The sequence below is a fragment of the Enterococcus moraviensis ATCC BAA-383 genome, assembly GCF_000407445.1.
Lineage (GTDB): Bacteria > Bacillota > Bacilli > Lactobacillales > Enterococcaceae > Enterococcus_L > Enterococcus_L moraviensis.
This window is the reverse complement of the sequence record NZ_ASWB01000002.1, coordinates 299,118-321,327: the sequence shown is the minus strand read 5'-3', so window position 1 is coordinate 321,327 and position 22,210 is coordinate 299,118. Positions and strand designations below refer to the sequence as shown.

At 35.3% G+C, this 22,210-nt stretch carries 20 protein-coding genes and 1 other annotated feature; of the genes, 4 read left to right on the top strand and 16 right to left on the bottom strand.

The genetic code is table 11. The features are described from left to right. Positions 1-201 precede the first annotated feature (201 nt). The 10 genes from I586_RS07575 to I586_RS07525 all read right to left on the bottom strand — a co-directional run bounded on the left by I586_RS07575 (position 202) and on the right by I586_RS07525 (position 9,203). The gene (locus tag I586_RS07575) at positions 202-915 is read right to left on the bottom strand and encodes a 5'-methylthioadenosine/adenosylhomocysteine nucleosidase (protein WP_010765739.1); all 714 of its coding nucleotides are present in this window, start codon (positions 913-915) and stop codon (positions 202-204) included. Beyond that, entirely contained in the window at positions 912-1,778 is an 867-nt protein-coding gene (locus I586_RS07570; RefSeq protein WP_010765740.1) for a MetQ/NlpA family ABC transporter substrate-binding protein, read from the bottom strand. The genes I586_RS07575 and I586_RS07570 overlap by 4 nt, the downstream gene beginning before the upstream one ends. Positions 1,779-1,812: 34 nt before the next feature. Then, complete coding sequence (locus I586_RS07565) at positions 1,813-2,286, bottom strand: S-ribosylhomocysteine lyase (RefSeq protein ID WP_010765741.1); 474 nt, start codon at positions 2,284-2,286, stop codon at positions 1,813-1,815. A gap of 24 nt (positions 2,287-2,310) precedes the next feature. Then, positions 2,311-3,432, bottom strand: a complete 1,122-nt coding sequence (locus I586_RS07560) for a 5-methyltetrahydropteroyltriglutamate--homocysteine S-methyltransferase (protein WP_010765742.1) — start codon at positions 3,430-3,432, stop codon at positions 2,311-2,313. Between the two features lie 65 nt (positions 3,433-3,497). Then, positions 3,498-3,755: a binding site (T-box leader), on the bottom strand. 99 nt (positions 3,756-3,854) lie between these two features. Next, entirely contained in the window at positions 3,855-4,250 is a 396-nt protein-coding gene (locus I586_RS07555; protein ID WP_010765744.1) for a hypothetical protein, read from the bottom strand. A gap of 548 nt (positions 4,251-4,798) precedes the next feature. Then, positions 4,799-5,398 carry a hypothetical protein gene (locus tag I586_RS07545; RefSeq protein ID WP_010765746.1) on the bottom strand — a complete coding sequence of 200 codons (600 nt, stop codon included), beginning with the start codon at positions 5,396-5,398 and terminating at the stop codon, positions 4,799-4,801. Between the two features lie 315 nt (positions 5,399-5,713). Then, positions 5,714-6,682 carry a DUF1002 domain-containing protein gene (locus I586_RS07540; protein ID WP_010765747.1) on the bottom strand — a complete coding sequence of 323 codons (969 nt, stop codon included), beginning with the start codon at positions 6,680-6,682 and terminating at the stop codon, positions 5,714-5,716. Positions 6,683-6,844: 162 nt separating this feature from the next. Further along, a complete protein-coding gene (gene ptsP, locus I586_RS07535) occupies positions 6,845-8,572 on the bottom strand; it encodes a phosphoenolpyruvate--protein phosphotransferase (RefSeq protein WP_010765748.1) in 1,728 nt (575 codons plus the stop codon). Continuing rightward, positions 8,572-8,838, bottom strand: coding sequence for a phosphocarrier protein HPr (locus I586_RS07530; protein WP_010765749.1), 267 nt, complete (start codon positions 8,836-8,838; stop codon positions 8,572-8,574). The genes ptsP and I586_RS07530 overlap by 1 nt, the downstream gene beginning before the upstream one ends. A 173-nt stretch (positions 8,839-9,011) precedes the next feature. After that, positions 9,012-9,203, bottom strand: a complete 192-nt coding sequence (locus tag I586_RS07525; protein WP_010765750.1) for a hypothetical protein — start codon at positions 9,201-9,203, stop codon at positions 9,012-9,014. A gap of 329 nt (positions 9,204-9,532) precedes the next feature. On the opposite strand from I586_RS07525, the gene I586_RS07520 reads away from it, so the two are divergent. Together I586_RS07520 and I586_RS07515 are read left to right on the top strand one after the other, a co-directional pair. Continuing rightward, positions 9,533-11,788 carry an ATP-dependent Clp protease ATP-binding subunit gene (locus I586_RS07520; protein WP_010765751.1) on the top strand — a complete coding sequence of 752 codons (2,256 nt, stop codon included), beginning with the start codon at positions 9,533-9,535 and terminating at the stop codon, positions 11,786-11,788. A 207-nt stretch (positions 11,789-11,995) separates the two neighbouring features. Continuing rightward, positions 11,996-12,310 carry a DUF1827 family protein gene (locus I586_RS07515; RefSeq protein WP_010765752.1) on the top strand — a complete coding sequence of 105 codons (315 nt, stop codon included), beginning with the start codon at positions 11,996-11,998 and terminating at the stop codon, positions 12,308-12,310. Positions 12,311-12,401: 91 nt separating this feature from the next. Here the strand turns inward: I586_RS07515 and I586_RS07510 are convergent, their stop codons facing one another. From I586_RS07510 to I586_RS07500, 3 genes are all read right to left on the bottom strand, one after another. Next, complete coding sequence (locus I586_RS07510) at positions 12,402-13,667, bottom strand: MFS transporter (RefSeq protein WP_010765753.1); 1,266 nt, start codon at positions 13,665-13,667, stop codon at positions 12,402-12,404. 249 nt (positions 13,668-13,916) lie between these two features. Further along, positions 13,917-14,576 (bottom strand): CatB-related O-acetyltransferase, encoded by a 660-nt coding sequence (locus tag I586_RS07505; protein WP_010765754.1) that lies wholly within the window; start codon positions 14,574-14,576, stop codon positions 13,917-13,919. 206 nt (positions 14,577-14,782) lie between these two features. Continuing rightward, positions 14,783-16,360, bottom strand: a complete 1,578-nt coding sequence (locus I586_RS07500) for a peptide chain release factor 3 (RefSeq protein WP_010765755.1) — start codon at positions 16,358-16,360, stop codon at positions 14,783-14,785. A 520-nt stretch (positions 16,361-16,880) separates the two neighbouring features. On the opposite strand from I586_RS07500, the gene I586_RS07495 reads away from it, so the two are divergent. After that, positions 16,881-18,356 (top strand): helix-turn-helix domain-containing protein, encoded by a 1,476-nt coding sequence (locus tag I586_RS07495; RefSeq protein ID WP_010765756.1) that lies wholly within the window; start codon positions 16,881-16,883, stop codon positions 18,354-18,356. 59 nt (positions 18,357-18,415) lie between these two features. Here I586_RS07495 and I586_RS07490 read toward each other — a convergent pair whose 3' ends face one another. The 3 genes from I586_RS07490 to I586_RS07480 all read right to left on the bottom strand — a co-directional run bounded on the left by I586_RS07490 (position 18,416) and on the right by I586_RS07480 (position 21,548). After that, positions 18,416-19,795, bottom strand: a complete 1,380-nt coding sequence (locus I586_RS07490; RefSeq protein WP_010765757.1) for a hemolysin family protein — start codon at positions 19,793-19,795, stop codon at positions 18,416-18,418. Between the two features lie 245 nt (positions 19,796-20,040). Then, the gene (locus I586_RS07485; protein ID WP_010765758.1) at positions 20,041-21,186 is read right to left on the bottom strand and encodes an AI-2E family transporter; all 1,146 of its coding nucleotides are present in this window, start codon (positions 21,184-21,186) and stop codon (positions 20,041-20,043) included. A 173-nt stretch (positions 21,187-21,359) separates the two neighbouring features. Beyond that, the gene (locus I586_RS07480; protein ID WP_010765759.1) at positions 21,360-21,548 is read right to left on the bottom strand and encodes a hypothetical protein; all 189 of its coding nucleotides are present in this window, start codon (positions 21,546-21,548) and stop codon (positions 21,360-21,362) included. A 143-nt stretch (positions 21,549-21,691) separates the two neighbouring features. On the opposite strand from I586_RS07480, the gene I586_RS07475 reads away from it, so the two are divergent. Next, positions 21,692-22,126: a GNAT family N-acetyltransferase gene (locus I586_RS07475; protein WP_010765760.1), complete on the top strand. Its 435-nt coding sequence runs from the start codon at positions 21,692-21,694 to the stop codon at positions 22,124-22,126. Positions 22,127-22,210: the final 84 nt, after the last annotated feature.

The window sequence follows — 22,210 nt, the reverse complement described above, 5'->3', positions numbered from 1 at the left end:
AAGAAAAATATATCTCTTTATTGAATATACGAAAAAAAGATTTTTTTATTCTAACGATACGTCGGCATTCCCGTCAAAAAGTGAGCTATTCTACTCTGCTATAAAAAAGCTTGGTTGTGATTGAATAGACAACTACCACACCTCTCTTCATTCGACATCAAAAAAGATGTCCAGCTTTTTAAAGCTCGAACATCTTTACAATCACTTGATTTCCTGATTTTCTACCAATATACCAATAAATCGTTTCGTCTCTTGAAACGCATGTGCTGCTGCTTTTCCTAAATGTGTATCAAACGATGTCGCAGCTCCAACTCCTGCAATATCTGAAATCCCACGAATATTCACTACAGGAATAGCGTAAAAGCTTGCAACTTGGGCGATTGCTGTACTCTCCATATCAGAAGCTAAAGCATTTGGAAAAAGGTCCTTTACTCGTTTTACCAAGTCTAACTGACTCATAAATGAATCCGACGTTACGATCAACCCTTTATGAATACTATAATCTTTTGAAGAGTCCAATGAGTCAAAAAGTGTCAACCAATCTTGATTTAACGAATACTCACTCGGCATTTGGGGAACTTGTCCAAAAATGTAATCAAATCCAGTCGCATCAACATCACTGTAAGATAGCCTACTTCCGTAAACAACATCACCAATCTCAACCTCGTTCAAAAAACCGCCAGCTGAACCAGTATTAATGATTACATCGGGTTTAATTGTTTCACAAAGGATACTAGCTGATGCAGCGGCATTGGCTTTCCCAATACCTGTTTCGACTAAATACAATGCGTATCCGTTTTGGTCTAAAACTTCTTCGATCACTGTTTTTCCACGTTTCAAAAGCTGTTTTACATTGTATGATCCATGAAATGGTGCTAATTCTTCTTGCATTGCTGCTGCTATAACGAGTTTCATTTGTTAGTCTCCCATAACTTTTGAATATCTTCTTGCACATCAACTTTCGTTCCACCAAAGTTATTTTTAATGTAGTCTTTGACTTCATCACTATGATACAGATCTGCTAATTTTTTTAACGTTTGATCTTGTTGCCGCTCTTTTTTCGTTACTAAAACGTTAATACTTTGCTGTGTATTTCCATCAATTTCTTCTTTAAACAAAGCATCCTTTAAAACATTTAGACCCCCTTCAAATGCAATCGTATTACTGATTAGCGCTAGATCCACATCCTGCAACACTCTTGGACCAGTAGTGTCGTCGATCATTTTAATCTCTAAATGCTTAGGATTTTCAATGATATCAGAAGGTGTTCCCGTTCCATTATCAAAATCTTTGGCTAATTTGATCAACCCTGCAGTCTCCATCAATCTTAATCCACGTGCAGCATTTGCTGGATTATCTGCTATTGCTACGAGTGCCCCCTCTTTTATTTCTTCAATCGATTGATATTTTTCAGAATAGATTCCCATCGGTTCCATATAAGTTGTTGCAATCGGGACTAATTCTTGTTCACTATCTTGATTGAAACTTCGTAAATAACCTAACGATTGAAAAGCATTTACATCCACTTGCTCTTCAACCGTAGCATTATTTAACTGCGGACCGCCATTGATTTCTTTCACTTCTATTGTTAAACCTGCTTTTTTTGTCAGATCCGATTTTGCAATGAAGCGCCAGATTTCTGCATCACTATCTACTGATCCTAAAATAATTTTAGTTGTTTGTTGCTGTTCTTTGCTCGCCTCTTTTTTATTTTGATTGCTACATGCTGTTACTAAAAATACGGCCGTTAAGATACTCAGTCCAATCCACTTTTTCATAACAGTCTCCTTCAACTATTGACTTTGAGTTAACTTAAATTATTTCTCGCTCAAATGCAGAAATACTGATTCCTTGATCTAGCACTAATTTTGCCCATTCTTTTGCGGAAAAAAGAGAATGATCTTTATAATTCCCACAGCTTTTCGCCTCTGTACCTTGGACATCTGACCATTGAATTTCTTCTACAATTTGAATCAACGTTTCCTTTAGCGCTTTTGCCACTTCTTGCACTGAATAATTATCCCAAACGATTAAATGAAATCCTGTTCGGCACCCAAATGGAGAGATATCAATGATTCCATCCAAACGATCTCGCAGTAAATCAGCTAATAAGTGTTCTAATGTATGAATAGCTGCGGTAGGAATCTCCGCTTGGTTCGGCTGAGCCAAACGTAAATCGTAGTTCGTAAGTTTATCTCCTTTTTTTCCTACTTCTGTCGTAATCGTACGAACATACGGTGCAATCACTTGATTGTGATCTAATGTAAAACTTTCAACTTCTGCCATGATCTCACTCACCTTCTTACTTCATTAATTTGTTGAACCCCAAACCTCATTCGCCACATCAATAACTAATGATAGCTTTTTCCACTGATCTTCCTCAGTCAAAATATTCCCTTCTTCCGTAGAAGCAAAACCGCATTGTGGGCTTAAACTCAAGCGTTCTAAAGGAACATATTTACTTGCTTCTTTGATTCTTTTTATTAGAGATTCTTTTTCCTCTAATTTGCCATCTTTACTTGTAACCAAACCTAAAACTACTTGTTTTTCTTTTGGAACAAAACGTAATGGTTCAAAATCACCTGAGCGTTCGTCATCAAATTCTAAGAAAAAGGCTTCGACATTTTGATTGCCTAACAACGTATTTGCGACAGGTTCATAACCACCAGAAGTTGCCCAAGTTGAATGATAATTGCCTCGACAGACATGGGTTGTTACATGTAAATCTTCAGGTAAATCAACGATTGCATCATTATTCAAACGCAAATATAAATCTTGCAACGCCTGGGTGTCATATTCGCCATTAGTCATCGTTGTCCAAAAATTCTTATCCACTAACATGCCCCATGTACAATCATCCAACTTAATATCTCGACAGCCTAATGCATGTAAAGCCAAAATTGTTTCCCGATACGCTTTCGCAATATCTTGATATAACAATTCCCGATCTGGATAAAATGCATCAACTTTTTCTTCATTGTCGCTACGAATCAACTCAGCTAACAATTGTGCTGGCGCTGGAATACTTTGACGAACGGGTGTCCTATCAGCAATTTCCGTTAAAAATTTATACTCTTCAAATACTGGATGGTGTGGATTAAAACTGATTTTCCCTGTTAAACGCGCTGAATCAGCTCGTGTCTCTTCTCCATGAAACAAATACCCTTGATCCATTACATTATGCTCGACTCCATTGAAACCCCAGAAAAAATCGAGATGCCAATAACTACGACGAAATTCACCATCACTGATAACGTTTAACCCGATTTCTTTTTGTTTTGCAACCAATTCCCGAATTGCTTGATCTTCTACTACTTTTAATTCATCCTCTGAAATCGTACCCGCTGCATACTCTTCCCGCGCTTTTTTCAACGATTCTGGCCGTAAAAAACTTCCTACGATTTCATAATGATGTACTGAATTTTGACACATAATTAATTTCCCCCTCATTTTTTAAATAGAAAACAAAAAAATCCTCAGAAAAGTCAAATGACTTTTCTAAGGATGTAATAAACATACATGGTACCACCTTAATTCACAAAAATCGTGTGATTTTTGCCTCTACTCTAATACGCTGCGACTGCTTGATATTAGGATTCTTGCTAACGGGAATAACCGTGCACCTCTAAAATAATTTTTTCGAAATGCCCACTCAAAAGCCATTTTCAAATTCGTTTTCTTTCGCCCCTTCTCAGCTACCAAGGCTCTCTTTTAGAAATTCCACAGAATTTTACTTTCTTTTTCTACGTGTTTTTTTATTTATTTTTAATCATGATATCAGATGAGACGACAGGTGTCAAATAGATAGTGAAGAAATTTTTAAGTTAGCGATTTCTATTGGATAATCTCTTAGCTTATTTTTCTTCATATTTCATTGAACCAACTAAATAAAATAGCCACATAATACCATTTGGAATAATCCAAACAAAAGTAAAACCAATTAAAAAAAACAATAGCCCTCCACCTGCAGCCATAGTACCTGACATAAAAGCGATTGGCATAATAAAAATCGATGCTACACCACTGACTCCATAATAAATATAAAGCGGCCTTCTAGATATAGAAAAACGATAGGATTTTACTTCAATTAAATTAATAAAAAACAGCTTCACTCCCACTACAACAATCGCAGTCAGGATCACCGCTAAAAAGAAATTTTGATCTCCAACAATCCGCCAACATAATGGAAATAGAATCAACTGACTTAAAAAATCAATCAATAAAACGACTACATACTTCCCTAAATTCATCTATTTAGTACTCCTTTATCCTTTAACTTTTATTTTTTAATAGGTGCAAATTTCAGAAGTTTATGCACATTATATATTGCTTGATCATTTGTAAAATGAAAGGTTCCCGCAGTGGTATAAATAATTAGCTTTGTGCTTTCCATTCTACCTCCATGACGCAATCTATTAGATACAGCCTTCGCTTTGATTTTTTTTATTTGAGCTTTTTGAATAACGATCTCTTTTCCACCTATCCAGAGTTTTATAGCAGTTTTTCCTCGAAAAATTTTGACTCGCTTAGAAAAGATTTTTTTGTATAGTTTTCTAAATAGAAAATCAAAAAGAAGCCCACTTCCCATAAGACTTACAGTAAATGCAACTGCCTCATACGCTGTGCCTACAAAAATGGTAGCTGCGAAAATTCCAATGGTAAGTATTATACTAGCGTAACATACCACAAATAAGAGTATAGTTATTTTCTTTACAAGTGTATATTTACAATAGTTAAAATCAGTTTCTAAAAGAATTTCATTTACTTTCCCTTTTCTCCCTCACTTCGTTCATTCCTTTTATTCCCCAACTTGTGGTTCAACAAATAACTTCCCATCATGTAAATAGAAAAATAAATGCCTGTTGCTAGCTCCGTCCACTCGATACTCATATTTCGTTGATTCATCGTCGAATAGAGACTCTTTTGATGTCTGTATGAATGAAGGAACACCAATATTTGCTAACATTTCTTCCGAAACCTTTTCGTCAAGTGACATTTTTTCAGCTCGTTCAAGGATTGTTTTCTCTTTATAGATAGTTGGTTCATTAAAATTAATATCCTTAGACGTTATTTTATTTTTTGTATATACAAACGATAACTGAGCCAGCTTTTTCTTACCACGGGTGATTTCCCATCGTAAAGTTTTAACCTTAGAGGGTCTCATTGAAGACGTTCTAGAATCTAGATTAGGTTTTCCAAATTCCTTCGTAAATTCTTTTTCCAAATCTGGCACGATTTTATTTAATAATCTGACTTTATCATAGTAAACCATACAATACTCGTAATCACTCATTGCCTTTGTGTCTACTTTAGCTGCTGGCCTTGTAACAAGGTACAATAACACACTAAATACCAGACAAATACACCCACCTATAATTACCCCTTTTTTCACTTTCACTCGTAGTTTCTCCCTTATTTCTCTTTAAATTTTTGGTACAGATTAAGTTTACAGGAAAGCACAAGAAAAAAAAGAGAACATTCGTTCAATGATGCTGACTTTTGCTCACTCCTTTAAAAAAGGCTTCCCTTGTTAGTATTTTTTATCTGTTTCAACCAAAGACGTATGGGTTACTTGTATTCCGTCTACTGTTTTAGTAGAAATTAAGAGCCTTAAACTAACTATTGTTGGCACTTTCTTGCTATTCAAATAGGTCTGGAAAATAACTCTAAGAGTTATTTTCCAGACCTATAAAGCCTAAGCATACGCTAATACTTATTTTCCAGTAACCGAATCCCAAAGTCCACTAAAGAAACCTTTAATATTCTCCCAAAGCCCTTTAGATTTCTCTTGAATTTGTTCTTTCGTTTTAGACAAATCGAGTTGATTTACAAAATCTTCAAAAATATTTTTATCTTTCATATCACTCATTAATGTCGTTAGTTCTTTAACCTGATCTGATGTCATCACATCTTTGATCCCTTGACTTTGAAGCGCACTTTCAACCGTTTGTTGAATATCTTCTTGGGTTAATTTTTTCCCATCAGCCGTTTTTGCTGCTAGTTCTTTTTTTGCTTGTTCTTGTGCAGCATTCAATGCTTTATCGGAATAGCCATCTTTTTCTTTGTTTTCTTCCGTAATCTTGGATAATACATCCATTTCATCTTGTGCAACGCCTACGCGCTCTCGATTGATGATCCCACCAGACTCTTCGACAATCTTATAAACCCCTGCCAAAGCGCCAGAACCATCAATTGGCACAGCCGAAGCGACAGTCAATTTTGCATCTGATATACCTGCTGTCAATGCTGCATTTTGATATTGGGCTTCTGTAATTTTCGTAATATTTTTAGGTGTAGCAATATCGACAGAAATCCCTGTTCCTTTTTTCTGAGTTTCCATACGAACAGAACTATAGACTGCCCATTCTGGTGTAAAACCGCCATCTGGGATAAAACTCATCAAGTCTTGTCCTGTTGTCGTATATTGTGGTGTTTCACCTTTTATCCCTAATTCTTTTAGTGTATACTCTTTTTGTTCTTGTGTCAGTGCGTTCCCTAACGCGACTGCATTGATTTGTAGTACTTGCTCAGAACTTTGGGTTGTTTCAGTATTGCTAGAACTTAAACTAGTACTTGCATCTGTACTCTCTTGCGTCGCAAATGCTGCATTTCCAGCATATAAACCTGTAGAAATCAAAAGCACTGTCATTGCTACAGTGAGTTTTTTTTGTTTATGTTTCATAGTAACCTCCTAAATAATTACTTGTCCATTACTATACAACAATAGTTTTAGTTATTCTTTAAGTATGCTCAGTTTTAAGGAAATTTTATTGAATTTGATTACTAAAAAAAATGTCCACTAAGTCAGAACAAATTCTGACTAGCGAACATTTTTATTTATGCTTTATTTTGTATAATCTTTAACCAAGTCAATAACTTCTTCCATTGTATCGCAGTCATTCAACGCACGATCCGCAAGTTCAGCCATTTTCTTAGTGTCTAGACGTTTCATCAAGCTACGAGTTTGAAGAATAGATGTCGCGCTCATTGAGAACTCATCTAAGCCCATTCCTACCAATAAAGGTACAGCCATTTGATCGCCACCCATTTCTCCACACATACCAGTCCATTTACCTTCAGCATGTGAAGCATCAATAACGTTTTTAATCAAACGTAAGATTGATGGGTTATATGGTTGGTACAAGTAAGAAACGCGTTCGTTCATACGGTCTGCTGCCATTGTGTATTGAATCAAATCATTTGTTCCAATACTGAAGAAATCAACTTCTTTGGCGAATTTATCTGCAATTACAGCTGCTGCAGGAATTTCGATCATGATACCGACTTGAATCGTATCAGAAACTTTTGTTCCTTCAGAAACTAATTTTGCTTTTTCTTCTTCAAAGATTTTCTTCGCTGCTCTAAATTCTTTTAACGTTGCAACCATCGGGAACATGATACGTAAGTTACCGTGAACAGAAGCACGTAATAATGCGCGCATTTGCGTACGGAACATTTCGTCACCACGTTCAGATAAGCTGATACGTAATGCACGGTACCCTAAGAATGGGTTCATTTCATGCGGTAATTGAAGATAAGGTAATTCTTTATCTCCACCGATATCCATTGTACGAACCACAACAGGTTTGCCGTTCATGCCTTCAAGTACTGCAGTGTAAGCTGTATATTGTTCATCTTCTGTTGGGAAATCTGGTGAATCCATGTAAAGGAATTCAGTACGATATAAACCAACAGCTTCAGCACCATTGTTGTGTACACCTTCTAAATCTTTAGGCGTACCAATGTTTGCAGCTAACTCGATGTGTTTGCCATCAGCAGTTACTGTTTCAGCATTTTTTAATTTTTCCCATTCAACTTTAAGGTCAGCGTATTCTTTGCCTTTTGCTTCAAAGTCAGCTTTTTCAGCATCAGTTGGGTGAACGATAACATCGCCATCGATCCCATTAACTGCTAAAATGTCGCCTTCTTTTACTTTGGCAGTGATTTCTTTTGTTCCTACAATTGCAGGAATTTCAAGAGAACGAGCCATAATCGCTGAATGCGAAGTGCGTCCGCCAATATCTGTTACGAATGCTTTAACATAAGTACGGTCTAATTGAGCGGTATCACTTGGTGTTAAGTCATGGGCAACCACAACAACTTCTTCGTTGATCATTGAAGGATTTGGAAGAGTAACACCTAGTAAATGAGCTAAAATACGTTTTGCAACATCACGAATATCTGCTGCACGTTCTTGCATGTAGGCATTATCATCCATTGCTTCGAACATACCGATATACATATCAGTTACTTCTTTTAATGCTGATTCAGCATTTACTTTGTTATCTTGAATGTTTTGTTTGATTTGACCGATCATTTCTGGGTCAGCTAAAACCATTAAATGTGCGTCAAATACTTGCGCTTCTTCTTCACCAAGGCTTTGCGCTGCTTTTTCTCTGATTGCTTGCAACTCAGTCGTAGATTTTGCTAAAGCATCATCCAAACGACTTTCTTCAGCAGATGAATCATCTACAGATTTTTTGTCGAAAGACAAATCAGGTTGAACTAACAGGTAAGCTTTAGCGATAGCGACACCATCACTTGCGGCAATTCCTTTTAGCATTTCAGACATTATTCTGACAATCCTTCTTTTTTCATTGTGTCTACGATTGCTGCTAATGCATCAGCTTCGTCAACACCGTCAACTGAGATAGTTACGTCTGAACCTTGGCCAACGCCTAGAGACATAACGCCCATGATTGATTTAAGGTTAACAGATTTACCTTTGTATTCTAAGTTGATATCTGAGTTGAATTTACTTGCAGTTTGTACTAATAATGTAGCTGGACGAGCGTGAATCCCTGTTTCTGCTACGATGTGAAAATCTTTCTTTTCCATATGAATCGGTCTCCTTCGTAAGTAAAATAATTTTTTATGTTAGGGTTTTCCTTTCTTGACACGTTCCATGCGAAACTAGAATCGAGAAAATACCCTTTCAATTTTTAAGATTACCATTTTTTGTGAGTACTTACAACACTTTTCACCTATTTTTTATCAAATGAAAGGATCAATTATTCTTCTTCTTTTATATAACGATATATAATTCGTCCATTTAATCCGGCTTCTCCAACAATTGACATTCGATCTGGTAAATTTTTCCAAACCTCTCTAAATGCTGTAAAATCTTTTGGTTCTATAATAAGTTCAGAAATAGTCCCTTCTTTCAACTCATTAATTTGTTTCTCAAATGGATTTTCAAACATGATTCGATCACAGCTTTCACTTTTATTTTTAAACTGAAGATATTGTATGACAAAAATAGATATTTGTCTAAATTATTCACGTAGGTTCTATAAATATGATTTTCTTATTTAAAAAAATAAGATGATTCGATTAGTTTGTTTAATTTATTCCTCTAATAGTTCAATTTTCCAGAAGTATAATAAGCAAATCTAGAGTTCAATTGCTTGATTCTTGCTAAAAAGATGCTATAATATTCTCAAAGGTCAAAAATGGTCAGCGGACTATTTGACTTTACTTAAAGGACTTTGATAAAAAATTAGTCTTATTTTGAAAGGACGTGTTTTATCCTATGGTTTGTCAAAATTGTCAACAAAATCCAGCAACGATCCACTTATATGCAAATGTTAATGGTCAAAGAAAACAATTAGACTATTGCCAAAGTTGCTATCAAAAATTAAAAGCACAAGCAAACGATAATCAACCAACAATGTCTCAACAAGATCCATTTGGTTTTGGAAGTTTAGATGATCTATACCGTTCTCTCTCTCGTCAAATGCAAGAACAACAGGGAAATCCTAACGGTCAAACTCCACCAACTCAATTCGGTGATGGAAATGGCTTTAACGGCGGCCAACCTCCTAGAGGTGGCGCTGGACAAGGAAATGGTTTACTAGGTGAATATGGCATCAATATTACAGAAGCTGCCAGAAATGGCGATGTCGATCCCGTTGTTGGCCGTGACGAAGAAATCAAACGCGTGATTGAAATTTTAAATCGTCGTACTAAAAATAATCCTGTCTTGATTGGTGAGCCCGGTGTTGGTAAGACAGCTGTTGTCGAAGGTTTAGCACAAAAAATCGTAGACGGTGATGTACCACAAAAATTATTGGATAAAGAAGTCATCCGATTAGATGTGGTTTCTTTAGTTCAAGGTACAGGAATTCGTGGTCAATTTGAAGAACGGATGCAAAAATTAATTGAGGAAATCAAACAAGCTGAAAATATCATCCTATTCATAGATGAAGTCCATGAAATCGTTGGTGCAGGTGCTGCTGGTGACGGCAACATGGATGCAGGAAATATTTTAAAACCAGCACTCGCTCGTGGTGAGCTACAAATGGTCGGTGCAACAACTTTAAATGAATACCGTATCATCGAAAAAGATGCTGCTTTAGAACGTCGGATGCAACCAGTCCGTGTAGATGAACCAACTGTAGATGAAACGATTGCGATCCTTAAAGGTTTGCAAAAACGTTATGAAGACTATCATCATGTAAAATACACTGATGAAGCAATCAAAGCGGCTGCAACTTTATCCAATCGTTACATCCAAGATCGTTTTTTACCTGACAAAGCTATTGATTTATTAGACGAGTCTGGTTCTAAAATGAACTTGACGATTCAAATCGTCGATCCAAAAACAATCGAAAAGAAACTTGAAGATGCTGAACAACAAAAACAACAAGCATCTGCAGAGGAAGATTTTGAAAAAGCGGCTTATTACCGCGATCAAATTAATAAATTACAATCAATGAAAGAAAAACAAATCAGTGATGAAGAAACACCCGTAATCGATGAAAAAAATATCGAAGCAATCGTCGAGCAAAAAACAAATATTCCTGTCGGTGATTTAAAAGAAAAAGAACAAACACAATTAAAAAACTTGGCAATCGATTTGAAAGCCCATGTTGTGGGGCAAGATGATGCCGTCGATAAAGTATCAAAAGCCATTCGCCGCAATCGTGTTGGCTTAGGCAAACAAAATCGCCCAATCGGTTCATTTTTATTCGTAGGACCTACTGGTGTCGGTAAAACAGAATTAGCCAAACAATTGGCTTACGAATTATTTGGTTCTGAGGACTCTATGATTCGTTTTGACATGAGTGAATACATGGAAAAACACAGTGTATCTAAATTGATTGGTTCTCCTCCTGGTTATGTAGGCTATGATGAGGCTGGACAATTAACAGAGAAAGTACGTCGTAATCCATACAGTTTGATTCTATTAGATGAAATCGAAAAAGCGCATCCTGATGTCTTGCATATGTTCTTACAAATTCTTGATGATGGTCGTTTAACCGATGCACAAGGTAGAACCGTTAGCTTCAAAGATACGATCATTATCATGACAAGTAATGCTGGAACGGGTAACGTAGAAGCAAATGTTGGTTTTGGCGCTGCTAGAGCCGGTCTTACAAAATCAGTCTTAGGGCAATTAAATAATTTCTTCACACCTGAATTCTTGAACCGTTTTGACGGAATCATTGAATTTAAAGCGTTGAGTAAAGAAAACTTGATGAATATCGTCAGCTTGATGCTAGATGAAGTCAATGACTTACTTGCTCACCAAAAAATTCATATTGAAGTAGGGACAGACGTAAAAGAAAAATTAGTTGATCTAGGCTATGATCCTTCAATGGGTGCTCGCCCATTACGCCGTACGATTCAAGAACAAATTGAAGATGGCATTGCTGAATACTTCTTAGATCATCCAGAAGAACATCAATTAGTTGCCAAGCTAGATGATGATGGAAAAATCATTGTTACAGGAAAAATAACGACAGATCCTAGTGATACCAGCGAAGCAACTCCAGAAAAAGAATAAAAAGTGAAGTCAATCAGGCAAACTGATTGACTTTTTTGTGTTTTTTGAGACAAATTTCTTTTTATTTCGGTTAAAAAAATTTATAATAAGAGTGAGTGAAATTTATATCAAATTTTAAGAAAGATTATTCCAGTTCTAGCGAACCTGCGAATACTCTGCTTTTTATTATTATCATAAAAAATAACTACTTAAATTGAGGTGAAAAAAATGAAATTAGTCAATGTAACCAACAGCTACAAACAGTTAGTCAATAAACAACTAGAAAATACCGATGCATACTTTGTTAAAGTTTATTCAGCGGGTAACACGACCGTCGTTTATACAGAAGCTGCTCAACACGTTGAAGTATTGATTGTAAATAAAAAACGGGCTGTTCGTAAAACAGAAATCAATGAAATTCTGACTTATGTTTTAAAACGGATACCAAAAGAAAAATACGATCGTAATCAGATTTCGATCATTGAACTAAAAGATGTTATTGAAATTTCGATTCCAATGACTTCTACTCTTGTTGAAAGTTAAATAAATTCAATAAAGAAGAGTGAAATAAAACGGACGATTCGTTTTATTTCGCTCCTCTTATTTCTTGTTGTTAAACACTTCTATCTTCTTTTTACTCTTTATTATAACCTACCTCACCGATTTCATCATCTGTTGAATTTTTAAATAGATACCAACAAAGTCCTGAAACTAGTAACACTGACACTGCAACAATCATCACCTGAAAAAATACATTCGTCGTAGTCGTTTTAAATAGAAAACCAATTATGATTTGACCAACTGGAACTGCACATTGTGAAACAGCCATAATCGTAGCCATTATTTTACCAATATTTTCTTTTGGTGTTATTCTTTGAACCATGGAAATCAAGTAAATAGAAATCAAGCTCATTATCATTCCAATTGGAATTCCAGTTATGATAAATGCTATAAAGCCAATCGTATTTCCCATAGGACTTCCAGCAAACATTAAACCAACATTCATTAAAATCAATAATAGACCAGATAACGTAAACAATTTATAGAGATTATTTATTCGTAATTTCTTTGTGAAAACACCAGTAAAAATCGCTCCAAGAATTGTTGATAAACTGATTACTGACAACCCAATCCCATAAATCGTATCACTTGCCTGCAACACAACTCTTAATACAACGGGAACTCCTACAATAAAAAAGGCGGCCAACGTAAAGTTGATAAGTGCCGCAATCAAAATAGAATTGAAAATAATTCGATTATTGCGAACCTCTCTAAAACCATCCTTTAAATCAGCTGTCAATGTACTTAAAACTCCAGACTCCATTGGTCGTTTTTCAAAAGGAATCCGCAAAAAAGATTCTATAATTGCCGCTAGAATAAAAAATACAGCACTTCCTACAATCAATTTTTGAGCACCTAGTATACTATATAAAATACCGCCAATAATAGGCGCAACTACATTTGACATGGATAAAACAGCATTAACTAATCCATTTATTTGCTCCAACTGATCTTTTTTTACTAATAAAGGGATACTGGCCGTTACTACTGGCGTATCGAAGCTACCAACAATTGATAGTAAAAATAACAGTAAACCAATCATAGCGATTGAATCAGTCAAACCTAAAATAAAAAATAATACTACAGCTAAAACTGCATTCGTGACATCCATTAAAACCATTAACAAACGACGATCAAATCGATCTGCGATTGCTCCACCAATCGGAGCAAACAAGACTGGAATACTGGAAATGGCGAGAATCGTCGCAAATATATCCGCTCTTCCTGTTTTATCCAATACATAAAGCGATAAAGCAAATCGTAAAATTGCGCCACCAAACACTGATATAACCTGCCCTAATATCAAATACAAAATATTTTTATTCACTTTCCCAATCATTTTTTCTCCCTATCTACCTTATTTTATCAGGGCATAAATGCTCTGATACCCAAGTTTACCATTAAGTTTTAGTAGAATACTCAGTCTAAAGTCTTGTATTGACTAGGTCGTTCGTCTTATCTTAGTCTTAGAACAGTGTAGTTTAGAATGATTCTATTTTCCCAAAAAACTTTCAAAGAGATCAAAAAAAGAGCTTTCAGAATAACCCTATGAGTTATTCTGAAAGCTGAACAGGTTTAATCTCAGTTCCTAATTCAAAATATATTTTTTATAATGTGCATACAAGGCATCAATGTTATTACTCATCAGACTATCTTTTGCTGCTTCGATTTGTTCTTTTGTCCAATCAAACCATCTCAGCTCTAAAAGCATGCTGATCTCTTCAGTTGAGAATCTCTGTTTGATCACTCTCGCTGGATTCCCACCCACGATCGTATACGGTGGAACATCTTTAACAACCATAGAACCCGCTGCAATCACAGCTCCCTCACCAATCGTGACTCCCGGCATGATCATCGCATTCATCCCGATCCATGCATCACTCTTAATAACTGTGTCCCCTTTTGGTTCATAAGATTTCTCTACATGGCTAGCAAAAGGATATACAGTGATCCAGTCTGGATGATGATTGTGATTACCACCCATCAAAATCGTGGCACCTGCTGCAATACATACATAATTTCCAATAATCAATTTATCTAAATGCCAGCCCATATCTTTTACTGGATCAAAGGCTGCCCTTGTCAATGGATCTCCCCATAGATAGCGCACACAGCCATTCTCGAACTCCTGGCTATCATAATAACCAGAGTAATATGAAAATTCACCTACTTCAATCAACGGATTTGTCACCAAATCTTTTAAGAACATTGTGTCTGACCACTTTTCAAAATTGTGATTATTTGTCATTTTTTCTTCCTCGCTTCTAAGTTTGATTTTTATTATGACTTAGAAGCTTACTACCACTGAAACATTTTTTAATTGTCTTAAACGACGACTCATATTTATCACTCCAATAATGCAATTGATTATACGGTTATGTCTCTTTAATGTCAAATACTAAAAAGAACGTTCCCATCAATTTTACATTGATAAGAACGTTCACTACTATTCGCTTACATCAAACTCTTCAATTCAACCTCAGGATATTTATCTGCAAACCAACGCATCGCAAACTGATTTTCAAATAAGAATAGCGGTTGATCAAAACGATCTCGTGCTAAAATATTACGACTAGAACTCATGCGTTCATCCAAATCAGCAGGATCGATCCAACGTGCGATTTTTGAACCCATTGGTGTCATGATCACTTCAGCGTTATATTCATTCAGCATACGGTGTTGGAACACTTCAAATTGTAATTGTCCAACGGCTCCGATGATATATTCTTCGGTTAAATAGGTTTTGTACAATTGGATCGCACCTTCTTGAACCAATTGGTAAATGCCTTTATGGAATGATTTTTGTTTCATCACATTTTTAGCACTGACTTTCATAAATAACTCTGGCGTAAATGATGGTAGTTCCTCATACTGAACTTTTAATTTTCCTTCGTATAAGGTATCGCCGATTTGGTAATTCCCCGTGTCGTAAATCCCAATAATATCTCCGGCTACGGCTTCTTCTACGTTTTCCCTAGCATCTGCCATAAATTGTGTCACATTGCTTAACTTGATTTTCTTACCTGTTCTGCCAAGAATAACATCCATGCCACGTTCAAAAGTTCCTGAACAAATGCGGACAAAAGCAATGCGATCTCGGTGAGCTGGATTCATATTGGCTTGGATCTTGAACACAAATCCTGAAAATTCTTCTTCATAAGGACTGACTTCTTGTCCATCTTCTGTCTTATGACCATATGGGGATGGTGCAAATTGTAAGAATGTTTCTAACATAGTTTGTACCCCAAAATTGGTTAAGGCTGAACCAAAGAAGACTGGTGTTTGATCCCCACGTGCGATTTTATCCGTATCAAATTCATCGCCTGCTTCAACTAATAGCTCAACTTCTTCCAATACTTGTCTATAGACACTATCTTGGTGTAATGGCAAATCACTTGGAATATCACCATCCACTAATGGAATAAAACGTTCACCATTATTGTTTTCAGGTCGATACACTTCTACACGTTTGTTATAGATATCATATAACCCATGTAACCCTTTTCCCATACCGATTGGCCAATTCATTGGGTAAGATTCAATATCTAATAACTCTTCTAATTCTTCAAGTAACTCTAACGGCTCACGGCCATCTCTATCTAATTTATTGATAAACGTAAAAATTGGGATTCCTCGTTTTTTAACAACTTGGAATAATTTCTTTGTTTGGGCTTCGATCCCTTTTGCGCTATCGATTACCATGACAGCACTATCTACAGCCATTAATGTTCGATAAGTATCTTCAGAAAAATCTTCGTGCCCAGGCGTATCCAAAATATTGACACGTTTTCCATCGTAATCAAACTGCATCACAGAACTGGTTACAGAAATTCCTCTTTGCTTTTCAATTTCCATCCAGTCAGATTTCGCAAAATTTCCTGTTTTTTTTCCTTTAACCGTTCCAGCTTGACGGATCGCTCCACCAAAAAGTAAAAGCTGTTCTGTGATCGTTGTTTTACCAGCATCCGGATGGGAAATAATCGCAAAGGTACGACGGCTATCTACTTGTTCTTTTAAATGTGGATTATTCATTCGTTACTCCATTCTATCTATCATTTTATTCTTGAAAAAGACTTCATTTATTTTTATGATTTATTTAAAGGATTTCTACATTGGAAAATTCTCCCTACTCTTTATTCTTCAACTAATGTAGTATATCATGGAATTACCTAAGTTTTCAAAGCCTTTAGTGAATTTTCAAAAAAATAGAAGAGACCAAAACAAAATCCATAGAATTTTGTTCTGATCTCATTAATTAGGGAAGATATGTATCCTAATAATCATCCTGTTGAACATCAGCACAGTTACTAAGAATTATTTTACACTTACAAATTAAGTATAAAGTTCTCCATTAAATAGTGCAAACTCAAGAGAATTCCAGTCCAATCATCAAATCACCTCTTCCTTATGTTATTTATACAAAAAATATGTCTAAAAATACTAGATCCCTTTATTTCTCATCGTTATTAAATGATTGTTTTTTTATAAATTATTCAAATTAGTTCCATACTTTTCACTTTATTGATAAATTTACTTTGAAGGAGGACAAACAATGCTAGAATCAATGATGTTAGAAGACACCGCGAAACGTAAACTGATTCTTTTTGGCTTGCTTAGTAGCTTTTCTAATGAGTTGCATAGTGTCAATTTTTTTGAAAAAAGACTTGATTACTCTTATAGTCGTGTCGTCTATCTTCTGGAATTGATCCAGCAAGATATCACAGAACTTGCTGGAGAAAAAACAGAAATCATCCATGCAAATGGTATTCACTATAAACAAACAGTCTCCTACGATACCTACTATCAATACTTGATCACTCAAAGTATCCCTTATCAGTTACTAATTTCAATTTTGTTTTACCCCAAAGACAACCTTGATGCATTTTGCAAAAAAAACTATCAAAGCCGGACGACCGTTGTGCGAAAATCTAAGTTACTCATTCGTTACCTTAAACAATTTAATATCAAAATAAATACTTCTCAATTAACTCTTTATGGTGACGAGCGCGTAATTCGAATAGCCTTGTACGCTTTGATCTGGATGTCCTCCCAAGGAACAAACTTGCCTAAAACCAAAGAAAGACCAATCAATTATGAAGGCATTATCGAAACAATCAGTCCTTATTTTCCAGACAGCCACAGCTATTCAGCTCAAAAACAAATTACTTTGATGCTTGATATCATTTATCTTCGCATACAATCTGGTAATGGTTTGATCGACAAAGTAACGATTAACTCTTATATTCCTTTAAATAAAACCCGTGGAGAATACTGCTTTAAAGATTGGATAAAAGACACAACTATGTTAGAAGCAGAAATACAATTTGCGGGATACTTATTGATTGCTACTCCAAATTTTTTTAGAGCTAATGATGACAGACTCACTTCTCTCAATCGTTATTTAAAAAATCAAAAAAATAATGCAACGAAACTATTAGAGGAATTTACGAATTTCTTTAGTGAAAAATTTTTAGTTGAATGCTTTTCTTGGGAAGATGAACCCATTTTATTTGGGAATGTTGTCAACATTCTTTTCTCTACAGCAATTATTGAAAAGCCTTTTCCCACATTATTTCATATGATCAATCATTCTTCCTATTCAAAAAATGAGCATTATTATTTATTGTTTACAAATTTCAAAATATTCTTTCAAAAAATAGCCAAAAGAAAAAACTTCAGCTGGCTCAAAAATAGTATTGATCAATTATCCGATTCACTGGCCGCTTTGCTCGTTCCACTTTATGAAACGTTCCAAACTGATAATATAGTTAGAATTGCCTTAATTGCCGAATCTAACTATCTGCTTGTCCAACCTTTATCACAATTTATTGAAGAACTCCATTTCGTTAAGTTGGTTGCCTATGAGTACAGTGATTTTTCAAATTTTGATTTTATTGTGGCAACCTCATCTTCTTTAATACCAAGCGAGTGTAACTTACCTTCATTTGTTTTCCGTTTTTCTGCTGATAATGATGCACAATATATCAGACTTTATCAAGCTATTAGAGCTGTTCACAATAAAAAATAGCGATACAAAAAAGAAGGAATAAAAGCATCTGCTCTGCTTTTATCCCTTCCTTTATCTCTTTACCTTCTTGGTTCGTCATCTTCCATTTCTTTGCGGAAGAAACGACGGTATTCTTCTGGTTCTTCATCAACGACTTCCTCATCATGGAAAACAACTTTAAGCGCCAATACACGCGTTCCTTCCATTTCCTCTGAAGTCAATGTAAGATTACCAACATCAAATGAAAGTTTCTCACCTTCATCAGGAATCGTACCTAATGCTGTTATCAAGTATCCCGCCATCGTATCTACATCACTCATGTGTAGATCTGTTTCGAATACTTCATTGAATTCATCAATCAACATTCTGCCTTGAACTAAGTACTCATGATCATTGATCTTAGCATATAAATTTTCTACCTCATCTGTTTCATCATCGATTTCTCCAACAATCTCTTCTAATAAATCTTCTAAAGTCGCTAAACCAACAACACCGCCATATTCATCAAGTAAAATAGCCATTTGGTTTTGGGTTCTTTTTAATTCATATAACAGATCATCAATAAAAATCGTTTCTGGAACAAATAATGGTTCTTGTATGATACTTTTTAATTGGATTTTATCAAAGCCAAGTTTATGCGCTGCTTTTAGTAAATTTTTAGTATGGAGAACTCCAACGATTTTGTCTTTGTCTTCATTGTAAACTGGGATTCTAGAATAGTTTTCTGATAAAACAGCATCGATATTTTTTTGAATGTCATCTTGTATATCGATCATGAATGCATCTGTCCGTGGAACCATTACTTCACGGGCAACTTTAGTATCTAAAGAAAAGACACCTTGCAGCATTTCCAGTTCGTCATTATCTAAAACACCCTCTGATTCTAACATATAACGCATTTCATCACGTGTCATTTTGGAATCAGCATCATCAAATTTCATAGGTGTAATCTTTGAAAGTAAATCTGTTGAAGCGGATAATAACCAAACGAATGGTTTCGCAACAACACCTATTATACGCACAAATCCTGAAGTTGCTTGAGCTACTTCTTCTGATTTATTCATTGCAATTCGTTTTGGATACAACTCACCAAAAACGATCGATACATAAGTCAATAAAGCTAAAATAATAATATTTGCAATATTTTTTGCAGCAGCACCGCCGCCTAGTACAGGAGCTAATTTTGCTGATAAAGAATCAGCTAATGAGGCACCTGATAAAATATTAACTAACGTAATACCAACTTGGATCGTTGACAAAAAGCTTGTAGGATCTTGCAAAACTTTTAGTAACTTCTTCGCTTTTGCATCGCCTTCATCTGCTTTTTGTTCGACACGATTCTTATTTACAGAAACTACCGCAATTTCTGATGCTGCAAGAAAAGCGTTGATCAATGTTAACACAACCAATAGTAAAATTTGCGCGATAAGCGACTGACTCTCGGGGTCAGCATTATTCATAATGTTTTCTCTCCTTAAATGTTTGTGGGAATGTGTGAGTGAACTTGACTATTCTAAAAAAGAAGCCTACTGAATAAAATTTTTGTTATCTTATTCGTTTTTTTTCAAATACTCGAATACCTCACAAGAACAAACAATTCCCAAGACTCGGAAGTACGACTTCCTTCGTTTTAAAAAACGTGACTACCTGATGGCGTCACGCTAAAATCGTATCACAAATGTCATTCAATTTCAATATTCACCGACTATTTTTCCTTACTTGATGGAGAATTTAGTTCGCCGGCTATTTCAAGTTCAGGTTCTTTGACTACTTTCTCTTTTCGAATCATTGAAAAGACATGCACAACGATTGTTTTACACACTGCATAAAATGGCACAGCAAGGAATATTCCTAACAGTCCAGCAATATTTCCAGCTACTAACAAAATAAGAATAATTGTCAACGGATGAATCTGTAGTGATTTACCAATCACGTTTGGATAAATGATATTTCCATCGATTTGTTGGACGATCAACACAACTAGACAGCATAGCAACGCTTTAAATGGTTCGTCGAATACTGTTACAAAAACCGCTGGGGCAAGACCAATATAAGGTCCTAAGTAAGGAATTAAGTTCGTCACACCAGCAATAACACCAAATAAAAATGCGTATCGAACACCAATCAATGAATAGCCGATAACCGTGAATGTTGCAACGAATAGACATTCAATCGCTTGACCACTAATGTAACTTGATAATGTTTTATTTAACTTACCTAATAAATCAACAATATCATCTTGTCGTTTTTCAGGTAAAAATCGTTTCACTCCTGGAATCATGCGATCTCCATCTTTTAGCATATAAAATAAAATAAATGGAGCAGTGACAATAATGATGGTTGTTGATGCAACAGTGGAAACAATCGAACCTAAACTACTTGATAATCCACTAATGAACTGTTGAATAATATTGCCATATGAAATATCTAGTTGATCAATATATTTGGGTAAGTCAAAATCTTTAAAAATAGGCAACTCAGCCATTTGATAAACCCATGCTTCTACGCTCTTAAAAACATCTGGCATATTAGACGCCAAACTAGATAATTGTGACACCAGACTAGGAATCACACTAACCAAGATCAACACGAGCGCTATGATCAAAAGTAAAAACACAATCAAGATCGCAAAGATTCTTTTCATATTCGTTTTCATCAATAAATTGACGATTGGATTTAAAATGTAATACAAAAACCCAGCTACTAAAACAGGGGCAAATAATGTTGAGAAAAACGTTCCGATCGGCGTAAAGATGAAATTGATCTTCGATGATACAAAAATCAGCGTTGCAATGACTAATAATTCTGCTGACCAAAAAAATAATTTTGATTGTCTTAATTTTTCAAACAAAGATGATCCTCCTTTATCTATAAAAAAATAATTGCTTGTTAGTAGATTTTAGCATACCCTTTCTTAATTAAGATAGCAATACTTCTTTGTACCTATTTTTGAGTCAATTAAAGGCCAGTAAAAAACATCCGTTCATCTAAATATACGGATGTTTTCTTAAATCATATAGATGTTTACTTTTTAAAGAAACCTTTTACTTTATCCGTAAAACCACCCGTGTCAACGTCTGGAATCATCCCTTTGATTTTTTCATATTGCTCACCAATCTCATCTTTGTGTTCTTCAAGAAACTGTTTGGCTTTTTCAAAATTTCCTTCACCAATCAACTCTTTGACTTTTTGTACAACTTCATCCGTATTCATTCTCGTCACAACCTTCCAATTTTTATCTATAATGTACACTAGCCATCGCATTTTTACAAAAGATAAACTTCCACTTATTTCAACATTCTATTGTCTGCATTTTTGATGTATAATGGATGAAATAATCATTACAGAGGTGCTAAATGAAAATCGTACATACTAAAGATACTATGAGTGATATATACCTAGATGCTGTTAAAATTCGCCGTCAAGTGTTCATGTTAGAACAAGGGGTTCCTGGTGAGATCGAGATTGACAAATACGAAGCTGCTTGTATCCATTTTGTTTTATATGGTGAAAAAAATGAAGTAATCGCAACTTGCCGTCTTTTGCCACTTGAAGATGGCTTGATAAAATTACAGCGTATGGCCGTTCAGAAAGAATTCAGAGGTAAAGATTATGGACGTCTGATCGTAGAAGGTGCAGAGCTATTTTCTAAGGAGCAAGGATACAATACTATCACTTTAGGTGCTCAAATCACTGCTCTTGGTTTTTATGAAAGAATGGGCTATATCAAAGAGGGCGAACTGTTTCTTGATGCAAATATCGAACATTATAAAATGAATAAAACTCTTTAACCATTTATAATTATGTTCTCTTTAAATCATATTTTTATCCCCTTACATGGAACGAAGATCTCAAAAAATGTGAGCTATGTACAT

Bases quoted from the DNA above. Each gene is read 5' to 3' on its own strand.
- I586_RS07575 (WP_010765739.1), bottom strand. From the start codon at position 915: ATGAAACTCGTTATAGCAGCAGCAATGCAAGAAGAATTAGCACCATTT.
- I586_RS07570 (WP_010765740.1), bottom strand. From the start codon at position 1,778: ATGAAAAAGTGGATTGGACTGAGTATCTTAACGGCCGTATTTTTAGTA.
- I586_RS07565 (WP_010765741.1), bottom strand. From the start codon at position 2,286: ATGGCAGAAGTTGAAAGTTTTACATTAGATCACAATCAAGTGATTGCA.
- I586_RS07560 (WP_010765742.1), bottom strand. From the start codon at position 3,432: ATGTGTCAAAATTCAGTACATCATTATGAAATCGTAGGAAGTTTTTTA.
- I586_RS07555 (WP_010765744.1), bottom strand. From the start codon at position 4,250: ATGAATTTAGGGAAGTATGTAGTCGTTTTATTGATTGATTTTTTAAGT.
- I586_RS07540 (WP_010765747.1), bottom strand. From the start codon at position 6,682: ATGAAACATAAACAAAAAAAACTCACTGTAGCAATGACAGTGCTTTTG.
- ptsP (WP_010765748.1), bottom strand. From the start codon at position 8,572: ATGTCTGAAATGCTAAAAGGAATTGCCGCAAGTGATGGTGTCGCTATC.
- I586_RS07530 (WP_010765749.1), bottom strand. From the start codon at position 8,838: ATGGAAAAGAAAGATTTTCACATCGTAGCAGAAACAGGGATTCACGCT.
- I586_RS07525 (WP_010765750.1), bottom strand. From the start codon at position 9,203: ATGTTTGAAAATCCATTTGAGAAACAAATTAATGAGTTGAAAGAAGGG.
- I586_RS07520 (WP_010765751.1), top strand. From the start codon at position 9,533: ATGGTTTGTCAAAATTGTCAACAAAATCCAGCAACGATCCACTTATAT.
- I586_RS07515 (WP_010765752.1), top strand. From the start codon at position 11,996: ATGAAATTAGTCAATGTAACCAACAGCTACAAACAGTTAGTCAATAAA.
- I586_RS07510 (WP_010765753.1), bottom strand. From the start codon at position 13,667: ATGATTGGGAAAGTGAATAAAAATATTTTGTATTTGATATTAGGGCAG.
- I586_RS07505 (WP_010765754.1), bottom strand. From the start codon at position 14,576: ATGACAAATAATCACAATTTTGAAAAGTGGTCAGACACAATGTTCTTA.
- I586_RS07500 (WP_010765755.1), bottom strand. From the start codon at position 16,360: ATGAATAATCCACATTTAAAAGAACAAGTAGATAGCCGTCGTACCTTT.
- I586_RS07495 (WP_010765756.1), top strand. From the start codon at position 16,881: ATGCTAGAATCAATGATGTTAGAAGACACCGCGAAACGTAAACTGATT.
- I586_RS07490 (WP_010765757.1), bottom strand. From the start codon at position 19,795: ATGAATAATGCTGACCCCGAGAGTCAGTCGCTTATCGCGCAAATTTTA.
- I586_RS07480 (WP_010765759.1), bottom strand. From the start codon at position 21,548: ATGAATACGGATGAAGTTGTACAAAAAGTCAAAGAGTTGATTGGTGAA.
- I586_RS07475 (WP_010765760.1), top strand. From the start codon at position 21,692: ATGAAAATCGTACATACTAAAGATACTATGAGTGATATATACCTAGAT.